This window comes from Novosphingobium sp. ZN18A2 (assembly GCF_036784765.1).
Lineage (GTDB): Bacteria > Pseudomonadota > Alphaproteobacteria > Sphingomonadales > Sphingomonadaceae > Novosphingobium.
Genome location: NZ_CP136651.1, coordinates 36277 through 57535, shown reverse-complemented (window position 1 = coordinate 57535; position 21259 = coordinate 36277). Strand labels below are relative to the sequence as shown.

Sequence of the window (21259 nt, the reverse complement as noted above, 5' to 3'; positions counted from 1 at the left end):
AACCGAAACGGAAACGAAAAAGGGGCCGGATTTCTCCGGCCCCTTCGATTTCGTTCGACTTGTGTCGAAACTTACATGCCCGAACCCGGACCGTACGTGATTTCCACGCGGCGGTTCTGCAGTTCGCGCACGCCGTCCGCAGTCGGGACGCGCGGGTTGCTCTCACCGAAGGCCTGGCTGGTGATGGCACCATCCGGCACGCCGTGCGAGGTCAGGTACGCGCGGACCGAGGCGTTGCGGCGTTCCGACAGGCCCATGTTGTACTTCACCGTACCCGAACGGTCGGTGTAGCCAGCGAGCATGATCGGCACGTTGTCGCAGTTGCCATAGGCCGTGACCGCGTTGTCGAGGATCGTTGCAGCCTCAGGCGTGATGTCCGACTTATCCCAGTCGAAGAACACGATGTACGGACCCTTGTTGCACACCGGAGCCGGCGGAGGCGGCGGCGGAGGCGGCGGGGGCGGAGGAGGCGGCGGCGGGGGCGGCGGGGGCGGCGGGGGCGGCGGCGGAGCAGCCGGGCCACCGAAGTTATACGCCACAGTCGCCAGCAGCGAGTGCGAGCGGAACGTACCGGCCACATTGCGGCCGTAATCGTCAACGACGTTCACGTCCTGAACATTGAAGAAGCGATACTTCAGCCCGACGTCGACATGGTCGCTCACGGGGACGCGAATCCCGGCGAGTGCCTGCCACGCGAAGCCCGTATCCGAATCGTTGATGTTGGCGTCGATCGGCGTGGCTTTCTGGAGCTTCACGCGGGCAACGCCGACGCCACCGCCAACAAATCCCTGAAGGCCGTCGTCTGGACCGAAGTCCAGCAGACCGTTGGCCATGAAGCTAAGCGCACTCGTCCCGCCGTCCGCACCGTTGCCGTTCGCATAGTTTGCGCCCGACTGATCATTATAATGGTAGGAGGACAGATGCGCACGGCGATAACTTGCTTCGGTTTCCAAGCGGAAACCTCCGAAGTCATAACCTACAATGCCGCCAACGTCATAGCCGGCCTTCGTATCGAGCGTGCCTGCCTTGGGAAGCGAGCCGATGTCGAGATCGATATTCTCGACCAGCATGCCGCCGCCATCGGCTTCGACATACCATGACTTGTCGCGGGCCAAAGCCGGCGTTGCCATGGCTGTAGAAGCCACAGCTAAGCCTAGGACCAGTTTCCGCATTCTCAATTCCCCTTTTTGCGAAAATTGCCACGTCGTGGCGAATGTCTATAGATTCGTGTTTTCTTCTGCAAGCTTGCATACGCCAAGAGTGTTGCCGATTTACAACGCCCTAAAGACATTGCGCCAACAAGTAGCAGCCAAGTCGGTAACCCTCATGCCTTGCTGCAATGTTGCAAGTTCAATTTGGTTCCCGTTACCCGCTTGAAAAAATTCCTGCATTGCACAGGGTTGCAACAAGGTCCGCAATCGCCTGGCGAGCTTGTGAATCCACTACGTCGCCGCCTTGCGGGCCGGCGGGAGCGGCGGTTTCTGTCCAGCTCTGATGGTAATGCCGGAACATTCCAAGCGTGATGTCGAAGACACGCATTCCAGGCTTCGGCGCGGTGAAGCGCCACCCCCCGTCGGTCCACGCTGCCAGATCGCCATCGTGGCTCGCCCAGAGGCCCGTGCCTCCGCTGGCGACAAGCCAAGTTTCGCCGGGAGACGGATTTGCCGGCGGGGTCGCGCTTTCTCCCGCGATGGCTGCATGGAGCAGGGTATCCATGCAGGAAAGCGCTTCGTTTACGGTAACTTCCTTCTGCGCCTGGCCGGCAAATAGCATCGGCAGGCTGTAACGCGGTGTGATTTCGGGGAAGGCAAGCGGATCGGACATGGCTCGGCTCCGTTGGGTTGGCGGGATTCGCGGACGGGATCAGGCTGCAATCTCGATCGTCAGCGGGTGCGATGCACTGACGCTGCCGATCTGGCGGATGGTCAGGCGGCGCGGCGCTTCGCTCCCGAGAAGGGGCTGGGCCGTTTCCGGCGAGAGATCCAGAACCGCTTCGGCCGTTCGCCAGCGCGCCAGCGGTGCAGCCGGATCGCCGAACGCGATATCCCAGATTTCTCTTGTTTCGTTCAGCGGCAGGTCCGCGTAGTCGGGCCAGCCCCATGCGCCGCGCGCGCGCCGTATCCAGCTGGCATGCAGGCTGCCGTCAGGCGCTTTGGCTGCCTTGCCGTGGACCGGGGCCAGCGGGCGGAGCGTTGCGCCCGCCGACCGGATCGCGCTTTGCGCGGGGTTTCCGTCACCCAGCCCGGTTGCAAGGATCGTAGCGACGGTCGCTTCCCCTACTGCCGCCGGATCGAGCGGCACAAGCGCATTGTCGAGCAGCACGAAAGGATCGCCCGACTGGTGGTTGCCGATGGCCCATTCGGTTCCGCCCCGGCCGCGCAGCAGGCCCGAAAGCGCGAAGCAACCGTCGCCAAGCGGTTCGCACCGGGCGAACTGGACGATTTCATCGCCGATCATCGCACGGTTGCCGCCCCGCACCAGCCCGGCCAGATCCGTTGGCGCCAGATCGAGATCCACGGCGGAAAGCCGGACGACAAGACGGCTCGACCGGTCGAGGAGGAGCGGCGACGAAGCAGGCAATGCGCCGAGCGCGGTGCCCGTTATTGCGCGTTGCCTTCCGGTCGAACCAAGGGGCACCAGGCTGTCCGCCGATTGCTGCGCGAACAACGCTGCACCGCGCCAGGCTGCGGAAACGGCGCTGGCTGCCGCGAAAAGGGACGGGGCGTTGCCTCCGCCGGTTCCGTCCCACGGAACCTCGAACGCGTCGAGCACGGTGGGCGGGACGGGTTCGTCCAACGGCAGGTTGGCGCGACCCGGATCGGCGATGGATTTGCCGGAACCGGCGTTGCCCGGCACGGCCCGCAGATCGAGCATTACCCCGCCTGCTTGCCATTCCCAGCTATCCACTTGCCAGGTTCCGGCGGCAACCGGCAGGCGAACGCATGCTCCGGGGCGGATTGCCGGGTCTATGGTGCCGACGCGATAGCGGATGCGGTCTGCCGGGTATGCCGCGCGCCGGGCAACCGTGCCGGCAAGTGTGCGTGCCTTCGCCGCGGACATGGCTGCGGGCAGATCGATGACGGCAAGATCGCCTGGCGCCGCGCGCCCCGGGCTTCGCTGGAGGCCGGGCTGGTAGTCGCGCGCCGGATCGTAATAGCGAAGCCCCGCCTGCCGCGCTTCGGGCAGCGGGCTGCGCTGCCTGCTCCAGCCCGTCTGCTGCACGGTGTCGGCTTGCGCACCGCCGGCCACGGGCATGTCCAGCATCGGCAGGGTATTCGCGGACGCGCCTGCCATCGACACGGCGATGCGGTTGCCATCCAGCGCCACGGCCAGCGCAAATGCGTTCGAAAGGGTTGAAAGCGTGTCCACTGCGCGGCCGGAATCGATGGTGAAGCCCGCAATTGCCGCGTCCATGTTCTCGCAATCGACCTGGGGTGCGATGGCTCGCACGATCCGGGCAAGCGTACAATCGTCGTCGTCGGCGAAAACCTCGAATGTCAGGGACGGAAGCCTGTTCCCGAAATCCGCCAGTTCCAGGTCTTCGAACACGGCATAGGCCGTATGACGGAAGGCAGGACAGTTCGCCGCACCTTCGGCTTGCACGATGAGCGGGTCCACGCGCTGGTCGCCATGGCCGGTATGAACCCGCATGGTTCCGCCCGCTTTCAGGTCGCCCGCTTCGCCGCGCAGCAGGTTGCCATCGGCCCAGACGCGCCCGATCCGTGCGATCGGCCGGCTGGCAAGGGCTACCGCGAATGATGCGGTATAGCTGTAGGCCGTAACCGAAGGGCGGCCCTTGCCACCGCCCTGCCGTTCGCTGTGCTCCACCAGTTCGGTTGCCCAGATCACGGTGCCCGCAGCCCGCATCCTGCCGAAATGGAGCGGCAGGGGCGCGCCATAGCTTGACGTCTGCACGGCAAGGTCTTTCAGGCGCGGTCCTTCGCGATGGGGCGCACCGATGATTGCACTGTCGACCTGGCGCCCGATCAGCGCGCCGATCGCGCCGCCAACCGGGCCACCGATCGCCGTGCCGACGGCGGAAAGGATCAGCGTAGCCATTGTCGTCGGGTCTCCGTTTGGATCGTTTCGGCCGGTGCGGCCCGCCAGCGGCGCTCAACCGGCCAGGGGATCGGGCCGGGCAGGAATGTCGTCCGGCCAAGCCCGGCATGGGCGTGGACGATGCCGCCCGGCACGATCACGGCAAGGTGGGGCTGCAACGGATGCGTGCGCAGCAGGATCACGTCGCCGTCCCGGGCCACGGGAACCAGCCCGCTGGTTGCGGCAAGGCGAAGCCATCGCGCCACCGATTGCACGCGCAGGCGATAGCCTTCGGGAAGGCTGGGATCGAAGCCCGCGCGTCGCATGGCTTCGCCAACCAGTCCCACGCAATCGAGACCGATGGACGGATCGCGCCCGTGCAGCCGGAACGGTGTGCCGACCAGGCCGAGCGCGGCCTCGGCAAGTGCCGGATTCATGCGGCGGGCGAAGGATAGCGGGTCAGCAGGTCGTTGCCGGGCAGGAACGGTTCGCCCTGGAAATTCGCGGCATTGCCGAAACGCGCGCCGCAGGTTTCCAGCGTGTGATCGCAACCTTCCCGCAGGATCAGGCGTGCGCCCGGCGTGGCGCCTGCTTCAACCGGCCTGTCGAGCATCAGCACGTCACCCGAGACGGCCTCTATCCGGCGGGTCATTCCCGCTTCGGGGCCGTCCACCCAACGCAGCGTGCCGAATTCGAGCAGGTTCGCTTCGATCTGCGCTGTAACGGTAACGGCCGACCTGTCGTCCGAGACGGAGGCCAGGCGCCCTTCGTGCGTGAAGCGCCCGGCCGAAAGCGTGCAGCCGCCTGCGCAGAACTCGGCCCGGCAGGTCGGTGCGGTCCGGGGCACGATCTCGCGTTCGAGCGCGGTCTTGGCCGAACGCAACTGTGCTGAAAATCCGGCACCTTCGCGCCCGACCGAACCGATCGTTCCTGCATATATCTGCAAGGTTTCCAGCGATTCCCAGTCCACCAGCCCCATCGCGATGCGCGCGCCGTCGTATCGGCCCGAATCGAGATCGGCTTTGGAGATCGCATCGTGGGTCAGCGCGCCGGTTATATCGGCGCTGTCCGCGTCCAGCCCGCCGGTCAGGCGCACCGCGCTTGGCACCATGCCCGGTGCGGCGCGCAGGACGATTCCCGAAACATACAGGTCGCGGTCGTGGCTGGTGAAGCCGAGCGCAACGCCGTCGGTCCGTTCGATGCGCCACCACGTTGCGACGGTTTCAAGCTCCCGGGAAAGCCACTGCCGCGCCATCTCAGGCATCCTCGCGCAGTTCGACCAGCGGCACGCTGGGCGCTTCGCCCGCCGCGAAAACCGTCCCCGCGATGTCCAGCGTGTCTTCCGCGAAGCGCACCGGCACATCGAACAGGAAGCCCGCCCGTATGGCCGCACCATCGGGCGGCGGCGTATCGAATGCGATCACGCCCAGCGGTTCCAGCACGAAGCCATCCGTCGGGACGCCGTCAACGCTTACCTGCACCGATTCCGCCCTTGGCCGCGTAATGCGGCGGCGTTGCGCGTCGGCGCCTTCGCCATAGAGCTTGGCCAGTTCGAAGCGTGCGGTCGCGCCGTCGCCAATGCCGATTGACTGGTCGATCGGGCCGGGCGTCCCCGTCATCGCACAGGAGCTGAAATCGGACGGGTCGCGCAGGCGGAATCCGCGCGCCTGGCCGCGCCGCGCGCGGAAGAAGGCGATGAGTTCACCCAGTTCTACCTCAGACCGGATGCCCGGCCCGGCATCGAAACGCAGACGGGCATCGGTCCACAGGCTGTTGCGCCGTTCGAACCCCGAAGCGGACACTGTGACGCTGGTTGAAAATTCGGGCGTCACGGAGGCCCTGCTTCCCAGCGCGACCGGAAACAGCACATCGTCGAAGGCTTGCATGGCGTTGTCCTTTAAGGATGGCAGGCGGGTAAAGCCGTCACGTGCGACTTGCGGCAAGGCCCAGATAAAGGTCTGCGCCACACCCAGGCGGCGCGCTTCGCTGGCGGCGGCATCGATGCGCGGCCAGTGCTTTTCGGCATCGTCCGCGGAAAGCACGAAGCCGGACAGATAGTGCTGCCGGTCGCGCGGATAGCCCAGCCGCGCCTCTATCGCCTCGCGCCCCGTCTTGCGCAGTGCATCGGCACCTGCGGTAACCCAGCCGTAATCCTCTGTCTGGAGCACGTCGAACGCGGGGGAGGCCCATCCGGCTGGCAGGTTGGCGCGCCGCGCGTCGGGCATCGCCGGGTCGAGCACGGTCGGCAGGTAGGCGAGCAGAAGCGTTTCCGCCCCCGCTGCTCCCGCCGTCTCGCGCACGGTGGCGCAAAGCGCGGCGGTCGATGCGGAAAGAAGCGCGCCTGCCTGATCGAGAAGATCGCGCTGGCCGGGCGTCAGCGGCTGACCAAGGTCGGCGATGACGGGCGGGCTTCCGCCAAACGCGGTTCGTGCCGCATCGTCGTATAGGCATATCCTGCGGTCGGGCGTGATCCACCACCACGGTTCGCCAACCTGCCAGCGCACCGGCAGGCCCGCATCGGCAAGCCACCCCGCAAGCGTTCCGGCAAGACTGGCCAGCCAGCCCGTCGCATCGGTATTGGCAGGGGAAAGCAATGCGGATGGCGGGGTCCAGCCGGTGCGTGCCGCGTTGCCATCGCTGTCGCGCTGTTGCCACGTCGTGGGGCAATGTTGCGCCAGCACTTCGTAAGACTGCGAGAGGATAACGTCGAAGCCCGCCGCTTTGGCGCGGTCGAGGAAGTCGCGGTGCCACGCCTCGCTTGCGGCATTGACCGGCGTAAGTGCGGGATCGACCGCGAAGCCGCCCGCTCCGTCAGGTGCCAGCGGGAAGAAGTGGCTCATGCCGATGTAATGGTTGATCGTCCCGCGATAGCCGAGGCCGCGGATCTGGCGCAGCAGGCGTGCCGGCGCCTGATTATAGGCGTCGTCATACCCGGTCGCCATCGCAAGCCCGTGCGGCAGCACCATCACGTCGCCGATTTCCAGCATGGGCGCATGGCCTTCGCAGCGGATGTCCGACAATTCGGCCCAGCTTTGGCATTCAGCCGGAAAAGCGCTGTCCGACCCTGGAACGAACCCCGGCGCGACAAGCGATATGAACATCCGGTCGATATCCCCGGGGTGGACGGGATCGGCCTCGCCCGGCAGCAGGAACCCGCCGTCCAGCGCCGAAAACGGCAGGGAAACCAGCGCGTCTTCGGCCGATCCCTGCGCATAGTTCCACAAACGCACATACCAGCTGCGCGGCTGGCCCGCCGCATCGCGGCCCTCTATGGTCAATGTCGGGCCGTTCACCGCGTCGAGCGCGATCACGCCCGACGAACGCCAGCGAAACGAAAGCGTGAGGCGCGAATAGTCGCGCACGGTCTCATAGGACAGCAGCGGATGGTCCCACCGGTCCTCGCTTTCCCAGATCAGGCCGACGATGTCTCCGGCCGAGCGGAATATCGCGTCGACGCGCAGCGCGTCGGGTGCGGTCGTGGTCAGCGCGGCCATGGCCGGACGCGGGAAATCGACCGTCCAGAAGCGCGGGTCGAAGCGCTGGATCGCGTCCGCCTGCTGGACGGTGCGCGTATCGGCCAGCCAGAATGCCATGTCGGTGCCCTCCCTCAATACTCGGCGAGCGCGCGGCGAACCGCCTGCGCGACCTGGCGGCTGGACCGCTTAAGGCTTTCGGGCGTGGAGGAGCCTGCCGGCGCCACCACCTTGATCGCCACGTTCACGTTGCGCGCGGCGGCGGTGGGCGCGCCCGCTTCCACGCGGCCCGCAGACGTGGGCACGAACAGTTCCGGCCCGCGTTCGCCCACCACGTATCCGCGACCGGGTGTAACCGGTCCGCCCGTCGCGCGGCCCGGCAGGCCGAGGATAGAGCCGGCCAGCGCGCCAAGGCCGCCGGCGACGCCGCCCGCTCCGGTCATCGATCCCAACCCCAACGAACCAAGACCGGCCGAAACCGCCCGCGATGCAATGTCGCCCAGCACGCCAAGCGCCACGCGGCGCAAGTCCTCGAAGCCGAGGCTGCCCTTGCGGATTGCCGCCGTCAGGCCGCGTTCAAGCGTGTTGCCGGCGCGCGAGAAACCGTCGACCAGGATCGAATCGAAACTGCCGCGCATCGCCTGCACGTCCGAAGTGAAGCCCTGCGTATCGGCGCGCACACCGATCACCAGGGTATCGAGTTCATCCATCGCTTTCGCGCTCCATCATCTTGTCCAGCGTCCGCCGGTCCATGCTTTCGCCCCGGTCCGGGGCGTGGGCGGACAGGATGCAGCCAAGCTCTTCGGGCGTTGCGGCCCAGAATTCGGCGGGCCGCCAGCCAAGCAGCAGCGCCGCCTGTCCGCACAGCCGCGCGGCGGCGGCGCCGAACGGCAGCGTCACGCGCCGCCCTTCAGCACTTGCGTCATCAGCGTTCGCAGGGCGGGCGTCGCACCCGCCAGTCCCCCGCGCACCACCGCGTCGGCAAATCCGGCGCGCGAAAGCCCATGTCCGTCCGCCAGGCAGTGCCAGAACAGCGCGACCATTTCCGAAAGGCGCAATTCGCCCGCGCTTGCCCGTTCGACCAGCGAGAACAGCGGACCAAGTTCCTGTTCGGCATCGACCAGCGCGGCGAACGTGGGGCGCAAGCGGTACGTGGTCCCGTCCAGAACCAGCGCCGCTTCGCCGCGATGCGGGTTGGGCCGTTCGTGCCCGGATTGGCCAGCGGTCATGCCGCCGCTACCTCGCCTGAACTTTCCAGCGTCAAGGTATAGTTGCGCTCGCCATTGAAGTCCCCGGCATAGTCCAGCCGCTGCACCAGGAACCGGCCCTGCATCTTCTCACCGTCTTCAAAGGCGAGCTGGTATCCGGCGATCGAGCCGTCCAACGCGCATGCGCGGATCTGCGCTTCGGCGGCGGAACCGAGGAATATACCCGCCGCGCTGACCGAAACCGATCGCGTGCCCGCGCCCGACAGCAATTCGCGCCATCCGCCCGAATCCTTGCTGGTAATCACCACGGCATCGCCGTTGATCGACATCTGCGTGGTGCGAAGGCCCGCCACGGTCTGGTACGCGGGCGGCACGGCGCCGTCTGAAATCTTGAGCAGGAAGGCAGAGCCTTTCTGGGCAGCCATGGGTCAGTCTCCTTTTGAACGGAACGCTTGATCGGAAGGGAATGGGAAGGCTCATGCGGCGAGCAGGCGCGCACGGTATTCAAGCAGCATCGCGCGCGATGCCTCGCCGCGCTGTTCTGCGCGGGCGCGGGTGAAGACGAGGCTGGCGATGCGGAACCCGGCTGCCGACTGGTCGGCGGGCAGGCCTTCGATGCGCCGCTCTATCGCGGCGACCAGAGCCGCGTCGGCAAGGGACGTGTCGCCGCGCGTGTGAAGTTCCAGCGCGATGCGCACTTCGCGGCCCGCCACGTCCTTGGTGCCCCAGCCGGTTGACGAACTGGCGGAGATCGCCAGCCACGGCAGAGCGCTGCGCGACGGCGCTTCTTCCGAAATGGTGTTGAGCGCGTCCGGCAGGGCGGCATCGGTGGATAGCCAGTCCAGCAGGACCGCGCGGAAGGGTATCTCCATTGCGCATTACTCCTCGCGGGAAAGCGGCCAGAGCAGGCGGGCATCGCGCCATGTCCGCTGGCTGCCCAGCCGGATTGACGCCGCGCGGGCGCGGGCGATCGCTTCGGCTTTCGCGGTCAGGCGTTGCGTCAGGGCGGCAAAGTCTGCAGCAGCCCGGATCATGCCACGCGCACCCGCCGCCACGGCCGCCACAGCGCGGAAACCGCTGCCGGGGGAAGGGGCGACGCACCGCCGCTATCGCGTTCGCGATGCTGGAACGCGGCCAGGCGGACCAGCCCCTGCCGCAACGCTTCGGGAAGGCCCGCCCAATCGGGCGAAAGCCCCGCCGTATAGCCTGCGACGATCCGGCCTTCGCCGACCGGGGCGAGCAGGCGCAGGCGGCCGGTTCCGTCCGCGCCAAGGTCAAGCTCGTAATCCGTCGGGTCCAGCGGGCGGCGGCTTCCGTCGATGGCCAGCGCGGCAAGCGCGGTTATCGCCTGCACCGGCCGCGCGGACAGCGCCTGCCACGCGGCGCGGGCGGGCAGAACGTCCTCGCAGCCCGCCTCCAGCGGCATCGTTCCGGTAAAACCCTCGCACAGGTCGAGGGCCGCGCCCAGCAGCGCGAGGAGTTCGGCGTCGTCGTGCGCGGTGGTCACGCCCAGCCACGCCTTCAGTTCGCCAAGTGCCGCCGGGGACAGCACCGGCGGCGCGACAATTGCCCGCTTCATGGCAATCTCCGGATAAAGGGAAAGGAAAGCGCCCGCGCGCGGCACGATGGCCGCAGCGCGGGCGCGCGCCGTCGTGCGTGCCGGGGAACAGGGGAAGGGAAATCCCCCGGCACGCGTCCGGCGTCTTGGACGGGATGCGAGGCCTGCCCGCCGCCTTACGCTTCGATCCGCAGCAGCTTGATCGCGTCGCTATCCGTCACCTGCCCGCCGATGCGCCTGGTCGCATAGAAGTGGACGAAGGGCTTGTTGGTGAACGGATCGCGCAGGATCGACGTGGCGGAGCGTTCGGCAACCAGATAGCCGGCGCGGAAGTTGCCGAAGGCCACCGGCACGTTACCGGCGGCAACGTCCGGCATGTCTTCCACTTCCACCACCGGATAGCCCAGCAGGCGGTCAGGCTGGCCTTCCACCAGTCCCGGCTGCCACAGGAATGCGCCGTCGCTGGTTTTCAGCTTGCGGACGATGGCCAGCGTTGCCGAGTTCATCACCCACGATGCACCCTGGCGGTGCCCGGCCTTCATCGTGTGGACAAGGTCGATCAGCTTGGCTTCGGGCGCGGCGTCGAACCCGTTGGCGTCGCCCGAGCCGACATATTGCAGTGTTCCGAAGGTGCGGACGCCGTCCACTGCGGCCGATGCCGGGGCGGCAAGGAAGCCGCGCGGCTGGTTCGCGCCCGATCCGTTGACGAACGCGGCACCCTCGGCGCGGGCGAATTCCACCGCGATTTCGCTGGCCAGCCAGCTTTCAAGGTCGAAAGCCGCATCGTCCAGCATCGCCTGGCTTGCCGCCGGATTGGCATAGAGTTCGCCCGAAGGCGGTGCGATTTCCGCGAACTGGGGCGTATCGGTTTCGGGTCGCGCCGCCACTTCGCTGACCCACCCGCTGGCGGTTCCGCCGGTCGAAACCAGCTTGCGATAACCGCTGGTGCCGGTCTGCACCACCTGGGCCAGCGCGCGGATCGGGCTGATTTCCACCAGCTGGCGGGCAATCATCGCGTCGATCTCGTGCGGGACGGCATAGCCGCCGTCGGACGGGGCCGACGCGCTCATCGATTTCAGCTCCGTCTCGCGGCCGTGGCGCAGGTAACCGTCGACAAAGCCCTTCACTTCGGCGCTTGCGGCGGGGGTCGCACCATCGAGCATCGGGCGCGCGGCGGCGCGGCTGACGCGGTCGAGCCTGCCCTTCACGTCGTCCACATCGGCGCGGATCGCCGCGATATCGGCTTCCTGCGCATCCTGGCGGGCCACGATGTCGAAGCTGGCGGGCAGCGGGTCGGCTTTCGTTTCGGTCTGGTCGATTGCGAAATCGGGAATTGCGTCCATTGGTGGTCCTTTCTGCGAAGAATGGGAAAAACGGGGGGATCAGGCGGTGACGAGGTGGACTTGCGCGAAGGGCTGCATCGGCCGGGTGACAAGGCTGACCTCGACAAGGTCGACCGCCACGATGTCGCGCCCGGCGCGCGTGCGGCGCGCGGCGGTTACGCGGTATCCGAACGACAGGCCGCGCACCGTTCCGTCGCGGACCAGCGCGGCCTTTGCGCCATCGGGATTGGTCAGGCGGGCGACGATCCGCAGCCCGCGCGCATCCTCTTGCGCATGGTCGATCCAGCCGACCTGCTGTTCGGGCCGGTGCTGCCAGAACAGCGGGATCGGCGCGTGCCGCGCGGCGTGGCTGGCCAGCGTGCGCGCAAAGGCGCCGGGCAGGATTGTGTCGCCGCCATTGTCGCGGCGCCCGAAGATCGCGGCATAGCCGGCCAGCCGCGTTTCCGTGGAGGCGAGGGGCGTGGGCGTTGTCATTGCACAAGATCTCCGAAACCGAGCCGGACGGCGATGGCAAACAGCAGAAGCGCCAGCACGCCGCGCACGACCCAGCCGATTGCCGCCTTCCACGCGCTGGCCTTGGCGTCGCGCCACGCGCGCAGCAGTTCGCGCAGTTCGTTCAGGTCGTCGGGCGCGCCGGGGTCTGCCAGGCCCATCCGCGTCAACACGCGCTCCGCGCCGAGGCCGGTCGCTTCCTCCACGATGGCGCGAAGCGTCACCATGTCGCCGCCCTCGCTCTCCGCCTGGGCGATCAGGCGGGCGAGCATCTCCGCGCGGGTCATGGCTGCACCTGCGCGGCGGGTCGGGGCGGCAGGCCCAGCATCGCGCGCTTTTCGCCGTCGGAAAGAAAGTCCGCGCCGCTTACCTGCGCCCACAGCTTCTCGCGGTCTTCGGCAAGCGCGGGCACCCGGTCCAGATCGACCGACAGCGCGGCATCGGTGAAGTCGGCCGCCAGCCCCTCTGCAATCGCGGAAAGCAGCTTGCCCGCCAGGGGCAGCAGCGAAAGCCGCCACAGCGCGCGGTTGGCTTCCTTGTAGTTCGAATAGGTGTTGTCGCCCGGAATGCCGAGCAGCATCGGCGGCACGCCGAATGCCAGCGCGATGTCGCGCGCGGCGGCGGCCTTCAGCGTGGCAAAGTCCATGTCCGCGGGCGTCAGCGCCATCGATTGCCATTTCAGCCCGCCTTCCAGCAGCATCGGCCGGCCCGCGTTGGCCTGTCCGGCGAAGGCGGCGGTCAGCTCCGCCTTCACCCGCTCGAACTGGTCGGCGGAAAGCGCCGCGCCGGGATCGCCGGGATCGTAAACCAGCGCGCCCGAAGGCCGCGCCGCGTTTTCCAGCAACGAAAGGTTCCAGGCGGATGCCGCGTTGTGGATTGCCACCGCTTCGTCGGCGGCATCGAGGCAGCCCGCGCCATAGTGGTCGTCCGCCGGATGGAAGGCGCGCACGTGGATCAGGTTCGCGCGGTCCGCATCGTCACGCGCGGGGATGGTCAGCACGCGCTCTCCCACCTTGTAGCGGAATGCACTGGGCCAGCCGGTGGCATCGGGCAGCACGGTCACGCGTTCGGGGCGCAGCGCGAACAGTTCCGCCGGGTGGCCCGCGGCGTCGCGCAACACCTGGATATAACTGTTGCCGTGCAGCAGCAGGTGGCTGGCCAGCGTTTCCAGCAGCGCCTGCCCGCCGCTTGTGGCAGAGACGAGCGTGCCCAGCGCCGTGTCCGATGCGTTGACCGGAACGCCGCCAATCCCTTCGGCAACGATGCGCACCGCGCGTTGCGCTACCGGATTGCGCAGATAGGCGGCGCGCACGGCGGGTTCGTATCGGAACGGCCGCGCATCGCCGCCGCGCCAGTCGGGCGCGAACCACGGCGATGCGAAGCTGCGCGCCAATGGCGGCCGCTCGGGCGCCGGCACACCCTTGAAGGCGGCCGACAGGGTTTCGAGGAAGGACATCCACGATCCTTTCTGGTTAAATTTCGATATGCCCCCCGCCTCCGGCAAAGGGGCGCCACATCATGCAGGCCGTATGCGCGGCACGTTTGCGCGGCCCAGCATCAGTTCGGTCAGCGCCCATACCGCCGCGTCGGCGCGGTCGGGGGAGCGGGTGGGGCCGCGATATTCGCCGCCCGGCATCAGGCCGCAAAGCTGGTCTTCCAGCGCCGGGAACGTACCGGCATGGCGCACGCGGCCCGCTTCGTAGAGCGCGGCGACAGGCTCTGCCCGCGCGGCCTTTCCACGGCTGGCGTGGACAAGGCGCAGCGGCAGCACGGCGTCGGCGGCGCGCAGCACGCTTTCCACCATCGCGCCGCCCTGATTGGCTTCGGCCACGACACGATCCGCCTGCCACTGGGCGGCCCCGTCCGCCACGGCGCGGGCCCAGGTTTCGGGGCTCGGCCGTTCGACGGAGAGGTCCGCAAGCACGTGCGCCACCCTGTCTTCGCCGAGCCCCACCGCCACGATCCCGCAGGCGTCGCCATCGGCGCTGGCCGGGGGATCGACGCCGATCACCACGCGGGTGAGCGGCGGTGAGCCGTTTTCGCGGGTCCGTTCGATCAGCGCGCGGCTCCACAGCGCGCCTTCGATGTCCTCTATCAATTCGCCGTCCAGTTCCTGCCGGCCCAGCTTCGTTCCCGCGAACTGGCGGCGCACCGCGCGCATGAAGGCGGGCGGAAGGTTGCGACTGTTCGCCCCGGTCGCGCCGCGCGTGACGACGGCGTGCCTGTCATCCAGTATCCGGCGCAGCAGCGGCACGGCGCGCGGCGTGGTTGTCGCCATAACGCGCGGCCATGCGCCAAGCCGCAATCCGAACTGCATGTTGTCCCAGGCCGAACCGGCCCTTCCGCCCGAATTATCCCATTTGGCGATCTCGTCGCACCACGCATGGCTGTGCTGCGGACCGCGCAGGGATTCGGGTTCGCCCGCCGAATAGAGCCGCGCCTCCGCACCGTTGGGCCACACCAGAAGGCGCCGCGAAGGTTCGAACTTCGGCCGCCGCCGCCACGGAGAGACGGCAAGGATGCCGCTTTCGCCTTCCACCTGCACGCTGCGCACTTCGCCAAGCGACGCGCCGACCAGCGCGATGCGCGCCGCCGGATCGCGTTCCGCCACGGCGCGTACCCATTCGGCCCCGGCCCTCGTCTTGCCGAAGCCGCGTCCCGCCATGATCAGCCAGCAGTGCCAGGCGCCGGGCGGGGGTAACTGACCTTCGTGCGCCCACAAGTGCCAGTGATGGCGGATGGATCGGCGCTGGCGCGGGCTCATATTCCAAAGCGCGCGGCGGAGATCTGCGACAGGCAGGTTTTCCAGCCACTCGCGCCGCGATTCAGATGTCATCGCCGCTTTCCGCCGCGTTCTGCTGGCTGCGCTGGCGCATCGCATCGATCATCGCGTCGATCGAATCGAGCACGGCCTGTTCGTCTCCGTCCTCTTCCAGCGCACGCATCCGGGCCACCGTTTCGCGGTGCGCGGCCAGAAGGCGGATGGCGTTGGCAACGTCGATCTTCTTGTCCGGCGCATTGCCGCGCAGATAGGCAAGCACCTCCATCTCAAGGTGTTCGTACCCTTCGTACAGGGCGGCGCGCCATTGCGCGGCGAAGTCTGCGTGTTCGCGCCGGGCTTTGTAGGCGCGGCTGGGCGAAACGCCGGCGGCGGCGGCGCTGGCCGTCACGTTAGACGTCATCGCCAGTTCCTGCAGGAAATAGGTTCGCCAGTGCTTGTTGATCGAACCTTCGCCGCCAGCTTCCTTTTGCGCGGGGGTGATCTTTGTGCGCGCGGCAGCACGCTTCACGCCGGAGGGCGTGCGCTTCGGCTGGGTCATGCTGGGGACAGTCCTTTGGGGGATGACGCTGGAGGCGAGTTGCCCGGCGGCGACTCGCTCTATCGCGATGTTCGTCTTACCTAACCAAACAGTGTCACGATGTCAAGATAAAAGTGCCAAATAGGTTAATACGATTGACGCTGGCGCTTTGCGGCCGGTTCGCCTAAGCAGCGCGGCGCACCGATTTACGGGGAGTTGCCGGGCCTTATGCTGCGCCGCCTATACAATTGGACCATGGCCAAGGCGTCGCACCCGCACGCCGAATGGTGGCTGGCGCTGTTCGCCTTCGTGGAAGCCAGCTTCTTCCCGATCCCGCCGCACCCGCTGCTGGGCCTGATGTGCCTGGCAGAACCGAAAAAAGCGATCCGCTTTGCCGCGATCGCCACGCTGGCCTCGGTCACCGGCGGCCTGCTGGGCTATGCGATCGGGCATTTCCTGTACGACAGCGTGGGCACCCAGCTGCTCGCCGCGCTGCACCTGACCGACAGCTTTCCCAAGGCGGCGTGCTATCTGCGCGAATACGGGGCCGAGATCATCATGATCAAGGGCGCCACGCCCATCCCGTTCAAGCTGTTGACGATCACCGCCGGCTTCATCGCCATGCCGATCGTGCCGTTCATCCTGGCGAGCCTTGTCAGCCGTTCGATCAGTTTCATGATCGTGGGCGTGCTGTTCCGCCTGTTTGGCGCGCCGATCAAGGCCTTCATCGACAAGTATCTCGCGCTCGTCACCGCGGGCTTCGTGGTCCTGGTGGTCGGCGGCTTCCTTGTGCTCACGCTGCTGGGCGGAAGCGGGCACAAGACCGAAGCGAAATGCGAAAGCGCGACGATGGCGACATTGGGGTAACGGGGATGGGGCGACGGGGATGAACGGATCGATCCGCCTTTATCATTGCCGCGATGCGCGCTCGTTCCGCGCGCTCTGGGCGCTGGAGGAAATGGGCCTGCCCTATGACCTGGAACTGATGCCCTTCCCGCCGCGCGCGCGGGTCGACGGATATCGCGACATCAACCCGCTGGGCACCGTTCCGGCGATGGTGGTCGACGGCAAGCTGATGACCGAAAGCGCGGCGATCCCGCATTTCCTGGCCACCCGCTTCGGGCCGAGCGACCTTGCCGTTGCGGCGGACGAGGCGGATTATGCGCCGTATCTCAACTTTCTGCACATGGGCGAGGCGACGCTTACCTTCCCGCAGACGATCCACTTGCGCTACACCCGGATGGAGCCGCCAGATCGGCGCGTGGCGCAAGCGGCGGAAGACTATGCGCAATGGTTCGGATCGCGCCTGCGCAACGCCGAAACGATGATGGGCACGGAATATGCCTGCGCGGGGCGCTTCACGATGGCGGATATATCGGTTGGCTATGCGGTCATGCTGGCGCAGTCGATCGGGCTGGCCGAGCAGGTGACGCCGGGCATGGCTGCCTATTTCGATCGCCTGACCCGGCGTGAGGGATTCCGCCGCGCCAAGGCAGCGCAAGGATCGACCGGAACGGAAACCGATCCACTGGGCTGATTTGCGCCGACGCGGATCACCCGGTCATTCGCGCTCCGCAAGGTCGCGCAGAAGCGCGGGGTCTGTCACTTCGATCACGCGGTAGCCGCGCCGGATGGCGCCGTTCGCTTCCAGCCGGGCAAGCACCGTGCTCACCGTCATTCGCGTTGCGCCGACAAGTTCGGCAAGGTCTTGCTGGGTCATCCGCACCGCGCACGGCAGCGACTTGTCGCGCGACAGGTTGGCAAGGAAATGCGCGATGCGCGCGCCCGCGTCTCCGCGCTGCAGGATGGCGACGAAATCGATGAACTCCTGAAGCTCTATCGAAAGGGTGGCCAGTTGCTTGCGCATCGCCGCGGGATCGGCGGCAAGCTCCGCTTCGTAGGACGGGCCGTCGATCCACAGGAGTTCGGCCTGCCCCACCGCATAGCCGTCCACGATGCGCCGCCGCCCGGCCAGCAGCGCAAGTTCGCCGAAGCTGTCACCGGGGCCGACCTGCGAAACCGCGCTGAACGTGCCGTGCTGCGAAAACTGGCCCAGCCGCACCTGCCCGCGCTCTATCAGCCAGAAGCCCGCGCTTTCGTCCCCCCGCTGCTGCACCAGTTCGCCGTCGGCGAAGCGGCGGCGCGGCGCCGGGCCGCGCAGTCGCGCCTGCGCATCGGGCGGAAGCTGCGCGAAAAGCGTTGGCGCGCTGAACGGGCGCGTGGAGGTTTCGGGGGAATCCAATTGCAAGGTTTTTGGCATTCTGTTGCAAGAACTGACGCTACGGCAGAGGCAAGGCAAGAAAAAATCTTTCGGAGAGACCATGCCAACGTCCACGCTGGTGATCATCGCCATCTATATCGGTTTCGGCCTGCTGGAATTCCTGCGGTCGGATCTCCTTTCAAAACCCGAACAGACGCGCGACGACGCGATTGTCGAAATCGTGGGCGGCGTGATGCTGCTGATGTTCACCCAGCCCGCGATCATCGCCGGTGTCAGCCTGGGCATGGGCGCGCTCGCCCCCGAATGGCAGGGCGTACTTTCGAACCTCAACGTATTCGCGGCGATCCTGCTGTTCGTGATCGGGGACGATCTGACCCAGTACTGGTGGCACCGCGCCAGCCATTCCACGCACTGGCTTTATAACCTCCACCGCGCGCATCACGATGCACGGTATATGAGCATCCGGCTCACCTACCGGAACAACCTGTTCTATTACGCGATGATGCCGGGGATCTGGATTTCGGCGGTGCTGGTCTATCTGGGCCTCGGCTGGGTCTATGCCGGATACCTGGTGGTCAAGCTGGCGGTAATCATCGGCGCACATTCCGATGTCGCGTGGGACAAGCCGCTCTATCGCATCAAGTGGCTCTCGCCGGTGATGTGGGTGGTGGAACGCACGATCTCCACGCCCGCCACGCACCATGCCCACCACGGCCGCCACGCGGACGACCCTGCGGTGAACTACAAGGGCAACTTCGGCAACCTGCTGTTCTTCTGGGACGTGCTGTTCGGCACGGCAAAGATCACGCGGACCTATCCGCAAAGCTTCGGCGTGGAAAACCTTCCGCCTTCGGGCTGGGGCCAGCAGCTTGCCTGGCCGATCGTGCCCGAAAACAAGGAATACCCGGACGGAGAGGAGCCTGCGGCAGCGCCTGCGACGGCGTAAGCCGCGAACCCGGAGGCGGCGGGGGTCAGATGATCCCCACCGCCTTTCCTGCGCGCGTGAACATCCCGATGATCGTCTGCACCTGTGCGGCGGAATGCTCCGCGCAGAGCGAACAGCGCAGCAGCGTCATGTTCGCGGGGGTCGCCGGCGGACGGGCAAGGTTCACGTAAAGCCCTTCCTTCAGCAGCGCTTCCCACATCGCGGCGCCGCGCTCAAGATCGGGCATGATGACAGAGATGATCGCGCTCTGCGGCTCGTCGGTGCCAAGCTGGAAACCCGCGTCGCGCAGGCCCTTGTGCAGAACCTTGGAGTTCTCCCACAGGTGCGCGCGCTTGTTCCCCGCGTGCATCAGCTTGCGGATGGACGTCGCCGCCGTCGCCACCACGCTGGGCGGAAGGCTGGCGGTGAACACATAGGGGCGGCAGACAAGGCGCATGATCTCGAACTTCGGGTGGTTCGAAACGCAGAAGCCCCCCACGGTGCCGACCGACTTGGAGAACGTGCCGATCACGAAGTCCACGTCGTCCAGCACGCCCTGCTCTTCGGCCACGCCGCGCCCGTTGGGGCCGATGAAGCCCATCGAATGCGCTTCGTCCACGAGCACCATCGCGCCATGCTGCTTGGCGATGGCGATCATCTCTTTCAGCGGCGCGATGTCGCCCAGCATCGAATAGACGCCTTCCAGCACCACCAGCTTGCCCGCGCCTTCCGGGATGCGGCGCAGGCGTTTTTCCATCGCCTCTATGTCGTTGTGCCTGAACGGCACCACTTCGGCATCGCCCATCTTGCAGCCGTCCCAGATGGAGGCGTGGCTGTCGATGTCGAGCACGATGTAATCGCCCTTGCCGGCGATGGTGGAGATGATTCCCAGGTTGGCCTGGTAGCCGGTGGAAAAGACCATCGCGTGGTCCATGCCGTAAAAATCGCAGAGCGCCTGCTCAACCGCCTTGTGGCCGGCATAAGTCCCGTTCAGCACACGGCTTCCGGTGGTGCCCGATCCGAAATCGTCGAGCGCCTGCTTGCCCGCTTCGATCACGTCGGGATCGAAGGTCATGCCCATGTAGTTGTACGTGCCCAGCAGGATCGTCTCGCGCCCGTTGCACATGGCGACGGTGGGGCTGATCACGCGCTCCATCACCAGCCCGAACGGATCTTCCATCCCGGTTTCGAGCAGGGCGCGGCGCTGTTCGATCAGCGGGTCGAACTTGCTGAACAGGTCGGTGCCTTCGGTCATCTGGCGCGTCCTCAGGCTGCGAGCTTCGATACGGCGTCGATCAGCTGGCCGTAGGTTTCGATCTCGGCCTGCTGGTTCATGCTGATGATGATGTCGAACTCGTCCTCGATGGCAGCGACAAAATCCATCACGGTGAGGCTGTCCCACTCCAGATCGCCGGCGAAGGTGGTCGTTTCGGTTATGGCGACGCCCTTCTTGTTGAAGGGTTCGATGATGCCGGCGATGCGCTCGGCGGTTTGCGCGCGATCCATTTTTGTCTCCGTTGCGGCAAGAGCCGCTGGCCCTGCACGATGATTGCGGCGGAAAAGCGGCTTTGCGCCCTGCTTGTCAAGGAAGACGATTCTATGGCACCTTACGGATATGGAAAAGCCGCCGCAAACTGCGGAAATCCTGCCGCTTTCGGAAGATACTCCGGACCGCCCCCGCGCGACGCCTTCCAGCATGTCGCCAACGGGCTTTTCCAACCACGCCATCCATCTTGTGCGCACGCTGCAACAGATGACCATGCAACTGTCGCAAATGGCGGATCGCAAGGCATCGATGCTGATGGGCGCCACGTTCCTGGTTTTCACGATCGTGGTCGGTCAGGCGCGCAGCGGGCCGCTTACGCTGTCGATGATGGTCCTGGCGCTGTCCGCGTTCCTTTCGGCGCTTTGCGCGGTCTATTCGGTGCTGCCGTCCATCACCATGAAGAAGACCCGGCTGCCGCCCGGCGCCAAGCCGAACAAGCTGTTCTTCGGCGTTTTCACCCAGTCGCCAGAGGACGAATGGATCGATTCGGTGATGGAAGAGCTCTACGCGGACGAAACCGTTTTCCGCACGATCCTGCGCGATATCTACCAGAACGGCATGGTCATGCAGAAAAAGAAGTACCGGTATCTGGGCTATGCCTACCGTATTTTCGTGGTCGGCCTGTGCGTTACCGTCGTCCTGTTCGGCGGGGAGCAATTGATCGAGGATTTCGGCAGGCTCTCCGGTTAGAGCAGGGCCTTCACCGCCGTCATGAACGGGCCGATCGATACCGGCTTGGCAAGGTATCCCTCCGCACCGGCGTCGCGGATGCGTTCCTCGTCTCCCTTTCCGGCATAGGCGGTAACGGCCAGCACCGGGATCGTGCGCAGGTCCGTATCGGCTTTCAGCGCCTCTATCAGTTCAAGCCCCGAGATATTGGGCAACTGTATGTCCATGATGACAAGGTTCGGCACGAACAGCCGCGCGCGATCCAGCGCCTCGCGCCCGTCAGGAACCGGCTCCACGGCGAAACCGTTGGCTGTCAGCAGGTCGCAGAACAGCTTGCGATTGAGGTCGTTGTCCTCGACAACCAGAATTCTTTTTGCCACTGACGCTTCCGCAAGCCCGATCCGACACCACCTATGTCATTACTGGCTCTATTGACCCGGGAAGGCCCTGACAATCATTCGTGAACGATCCATCGCTCCTGATCCGC

Annotated in this window: 27 protein-coding genes; 4 read left to right on the top strand and 23 right to left on the bottom strand. The window is 66.4% G+C overall.

The features are described from left to right. Positions 1–71: 71 nt before the first annotated feature. The 19 genes from RXV95_RS00340 to RXV95_RS00250 form a co-directional block, all read right to left on the bottom strand. Entirely contained in the window at positions 72–1172 is a 1101-nt protein-coding gene (locus RXV95_RS00340; RefSeq protein WP_338467041.1) for an OmpA family protein, read from the bottom strand. A 193-nt stretch (positions 1173–1365) separates the two neighbouring features. Beyond that, complete coding sequence (locus RXV95_RS00335) at positions 1366–1824, bottom strand: DUF2793 domain-containing protein (RefSeq protein WP_338467040.1); 459 nt, start codon at positions 1822–1824, stop codon at positions 1366–1368. A gap of 39 nt (positions 1825–1863) precedes the next feature. Continuing rightward, on the bottom strand, positions 1864–4059 hold the full coding sequence (locus RXV95_RS00330; protein ID WP_338467039.1) for a phage tail protein: 2196 nt from the start codon (positions 4057–4059) through the stop codon (positions 1864–1866). Next, on the bottom strand, positions 4047–4475 hold the full coding sequence (locus RXV95_RS00325) for a peptidoglycan endopeptidase (protein WP_338467038.1): 429 nt from the start codon (positions 4473–4475) through the stop codon (positions 4047–4049). Before RXV95_RS00325 ends, RXV95_RS00330 begins: the two co-directional genes overlap by 13 nt. Continuing rightward, the gene (locus RXV95_RS00320; RefSeq protein WP_338467037.1) at positions 4472–5293 is read right to left on the bottom strand and encodes a DUF2163 domain-containing protein; all 822 of its coding nucleotides are present in this window, start codon (positions 5291–5293) and stop codon (positions 4472–4474) included. Before RXV95_RS00320 ends, RXV95_RS00325 begins: the two co-directional genes overlap by 4 nt. A gap of 1 nt (position 5294) precedes the next feature. Continuing rightward, the gene (locus RXV95_RS00315; RefSeq protein ID WP_338467036.1) at positions 5295–7631 is read right to left on the bottom strand and encodes a DUF2460 domain-containing protein; all 2337 of its coding nucleotides are present in this window, start codon (positions 7629–7631) and stop codon (positions 5295–5297) included. Positions 7632–7645: 14 nt separating this feature from the next. Further along, positions 7646–8221: a tail tape measure protein gene (locus RXV95_RS00310; RefSeq protein WP_338467035.1), complete on the bottom strand. Its 576-nt coding sequence runs from the start codon at positions 8219–8221 to the stop codon at positions 7646–7648. Then, positions 8214–8405 (bottom strand): phage tail assembly chaperone, encoded by a 192-nt coding sequence (locus tag RXV95_RS00305; protein WP_338468596.1) that lies wholly within the window; start codon positions 8403–8405, stop codon positions 8214–8216. Before RXV95_RS00305 ends, RXV95_RS00310 begins: the two co-directional genes overlap by 8 nt. Positions 8406–8407: 2 nt before the next feature. Next, a complete protein-coding gene (locus RXV95_RS00300; RefSeq protein WP_338467034.1) occupies positions 8408–8740 on the bottom strand; it encodes a gene transfer agent family protein in 333 nt (110 codons plus the stop codon). Next, positions 8737–9144, bottom strand: coding sequence for a phage major tail protein, TP901-1 family (locus RXV95_RS00295; RefSeq protein WP_338467033.1), 408 nt, complete (start codon positions 9142–9144; stop codon positions 8737–8739). Before RXV95_RS00295 ends, RXV95_RS00300 begins: the two co-directional genes overlap by 4 nt. A 51-nt stretch (positions 9145–9195) precedes the next feature. Then, positions 9196–9591 carry a DUF3168 domain-containing protein gene (locus tag RXV95_RS00290; RefSeq protein ID WP_338467032.1) on the bottom strand — a complete coding sequence of 132 codons (396 nt, stop codon included), beginning with the start codon at positions 9589–9591 and terminating at the stop codon, positions 9196–9198. 6 nt (positions 9592–9597) lie between these two features. Continuing rightward, positions 9598–9753, bottom strand: coding sequence for a hypothetical protein (locus RXV95_RS00285; RefSeq protein ID WP_338467031.1), 156 nt, complete (start codon positions 9751–9753; stop codon positions 9598–9600). Further along, positions 9750–10298 carry a hypothetical protein gene (locus RXV95_RS00280; RefSeq protein ID WP_338467030.1) on the bottom strand — a complete coding sequence of 183 codons (549 nt, stop codon included), beginning with the start codon at positions 10296–10298 and terminating at the stop codon, positions 9750–9752. Before RXV95_RS00280 ends, RXV95_RS00285 begins: the two co-directional genes overlap by 4 nt. A gap of 155 nt (positions 10299–10453) precedes the next feature. Beyond that, the gene (locus RXV95_RS00275; RefSeq protein WP_338467029.1) at positions 10454–11620 is read right to left on the bottom strand and encodes a phage major capsid protein; all 1167 of its coding nucleotides are present in this window, start codon (positions 11618–11620) and stop codon (positions 10454–10456) included. Between the two features lie 39 nt (positions 11621–11659). Further along, positions 11660–12094: an HK97 family phage prohead protease gene (locus RXV95_RS00270; RefSeq protein ID WP_338467028.1), complete on the bottom strand. Its 435-nt coding sequence runs from the start codon at positions 12092–12094 to the stop codon at positions 11660–11662. After that, complete coding sequence (locus RXV95_RS00265) at positions 12091–12399, bottom strand: DUF6127 family protein (protein ID WP_338467027.1); 309 nt, start codon at positions 12397–12399, stop codon at positions 12091–12093. Before RXV95_RS00265 ends, RXV95_RS00270 begins: the two co-directional genes overlap by 4 nt. After that, on the bottom strand, positions 12396–13568 hold the full coding sequence (locus RXV95_RS00260) for a phage portal protein (RefSeq protein WP_338467026.1): 1173 nt from the start codon (positions 13566–13568) through the stop codon (positions 12396–12398). The genes RXV95_RS00265 and RXV95_RS00260 overlap by 4 nt, the downstream gene beginning before the upstream one ends. Before the next feature lie 60 nt (positions 13569–13628). Then, the gene (locus tag RXV95_RS00255; protein WP_338467025.1) at positions 13629–14948 is read right to left on the bottom strand and encodes a terminase family protein; all 1320 of its coding nucleotides are present in this window, start codon (positions 14946–14948) and stop codon (positions 13629–13631) included. Further along, positions 14938–15432, bottom strand: coding sequence for a hypothetical protein (locus RXV95_RS00250; protein ID WP_338467024.1), 495 nt, complete (start codon positions 15430–15432; stop codon positions 14938–14940). The genes RXV95_RS00255 and RXV95_RS00250 overlap by 11 nt, the downstream gene beginning before the upstream one ends. A 207-nt stretch (positions 15433–15639) precedes the next feature. Between RXV95_RS00250 and RXV95_RS00245 the strand changes: the two genes are divergently transcribed. Together RXV95_RS00245 and RXV95_RS00240 are read left to right on the top strand one after the other, a co-directional pair. After that, positions 15640–16278: a YqaA family protein gene (locus RXV95_RS00245; RefSeq protein WP_338467023.1), complete on the top strand. Its 639-nt coding sequence runs from the start codon at positions 15640–15642 to the stop codon at positions 16276–16278. A gap of 19 nt (positions 16279–16297) precedes the next feature. Further along, the gene (locus tag RXV95_RS00240; protein ID WP_338467022.1) at positions 16298–16948 is read left to right on the top strand and encodes a glutathione S-transferase; all 651 of its coding nucleotides are present in this window, start codon (positions 16298–16300) and stop codon (positions 16946–16948) included. 24 nt (positions 16949–16972) lie between these two features. Here RXV95_RS00240 and RXV95_RS00235 read toward each other — a convergent pair whose 3' ends face one another. Further along, positions 16973–17653, bottom strand: a complete 681-nt coding sequence (locus RXV95_RS00235; RefSeq protein WP_338467021.1) for a Crp/Fnr family transcriptional regulator — start codon at positions 17651–17653, stop codon at positions 16973–16975. 79 nt (positions 17654–17732) lie between these two features. Here RXV95_RS00235 and RXV95_RS00230 point away from each other — a divergent pair, with 79 nt between their 5' ends. Beyond that, positions 17733–18578, top strand: coding sequence for a sterol desaturase family protein (locus RXV95_RS00230; protein WP_338467020.1), 846 nt, complete (start codon positions 17733–17735; stop codon positions 18576–18578). 25 nt (positions 18579–18603) lie between these two features. Here RXV95_RS00230 and RXV95_RS00225 read toward each other — a convergent pair whose 3' ends face one another. Both RXV95_RS00225 and RXV95_RS00220 read right to left on the bottom strand, forming a co-directional pair. Continuing rightward, a complete protein-coding gene (locus tag RXV95_RS00225; protein ID WP_338467019.1) occupies positions 18604–19812 on the bottom strand; it encodes an aminotransferase class I/II-fold pyridoxal phosphate-dependent enzyme in 1209 nt (402 codons plus the stop codon). Positions 19813–19823: 11 nt separating this feature from the next. Further along, positions 19824–20063 carry an acyl carrier protein gene (locus RXV95_RS00220; protein ID WP_338467018.1) on the bottom strand — a complete coding sequence of 80 codons (240 nt, stop codon included), beginning with the start codon at positions 20061–20063 and terminating at the stop codon, positions 19824–19826. Positions 20064–20172: 109 nt separating this feature from the next. On the opposite strand from RXV95_RS00220, the gene RXV95_RS00215 reads away from it, so the two are divergent. Continuing rightward, positions 20173–20793, top strand: a complete 621-nt coding sequence (locus tag RXV95_RS00215) for a Pycsar system effector family protein (protein ID WP_338467017.1) — start codon at positions 20173–20175, stop codon at positions 20791–20793. Here RXV95_RS00215 and RXV95_RS00210 read toward each other — a convergent pair. Next, entirely contained in the window at positions 20790–21152 is a 363-nt protein-coding gene (locus tag RXV95_RS00210; protein ID WP_338467016.1) for a response regulator, read from the bottom strand. The genes RXV95_RS00215 and RXV95_RS00210 overlap by 4 nt on opposite strands. Between the last annotated feature and the right edge of the window lie 107 nt (positions 21153–21259).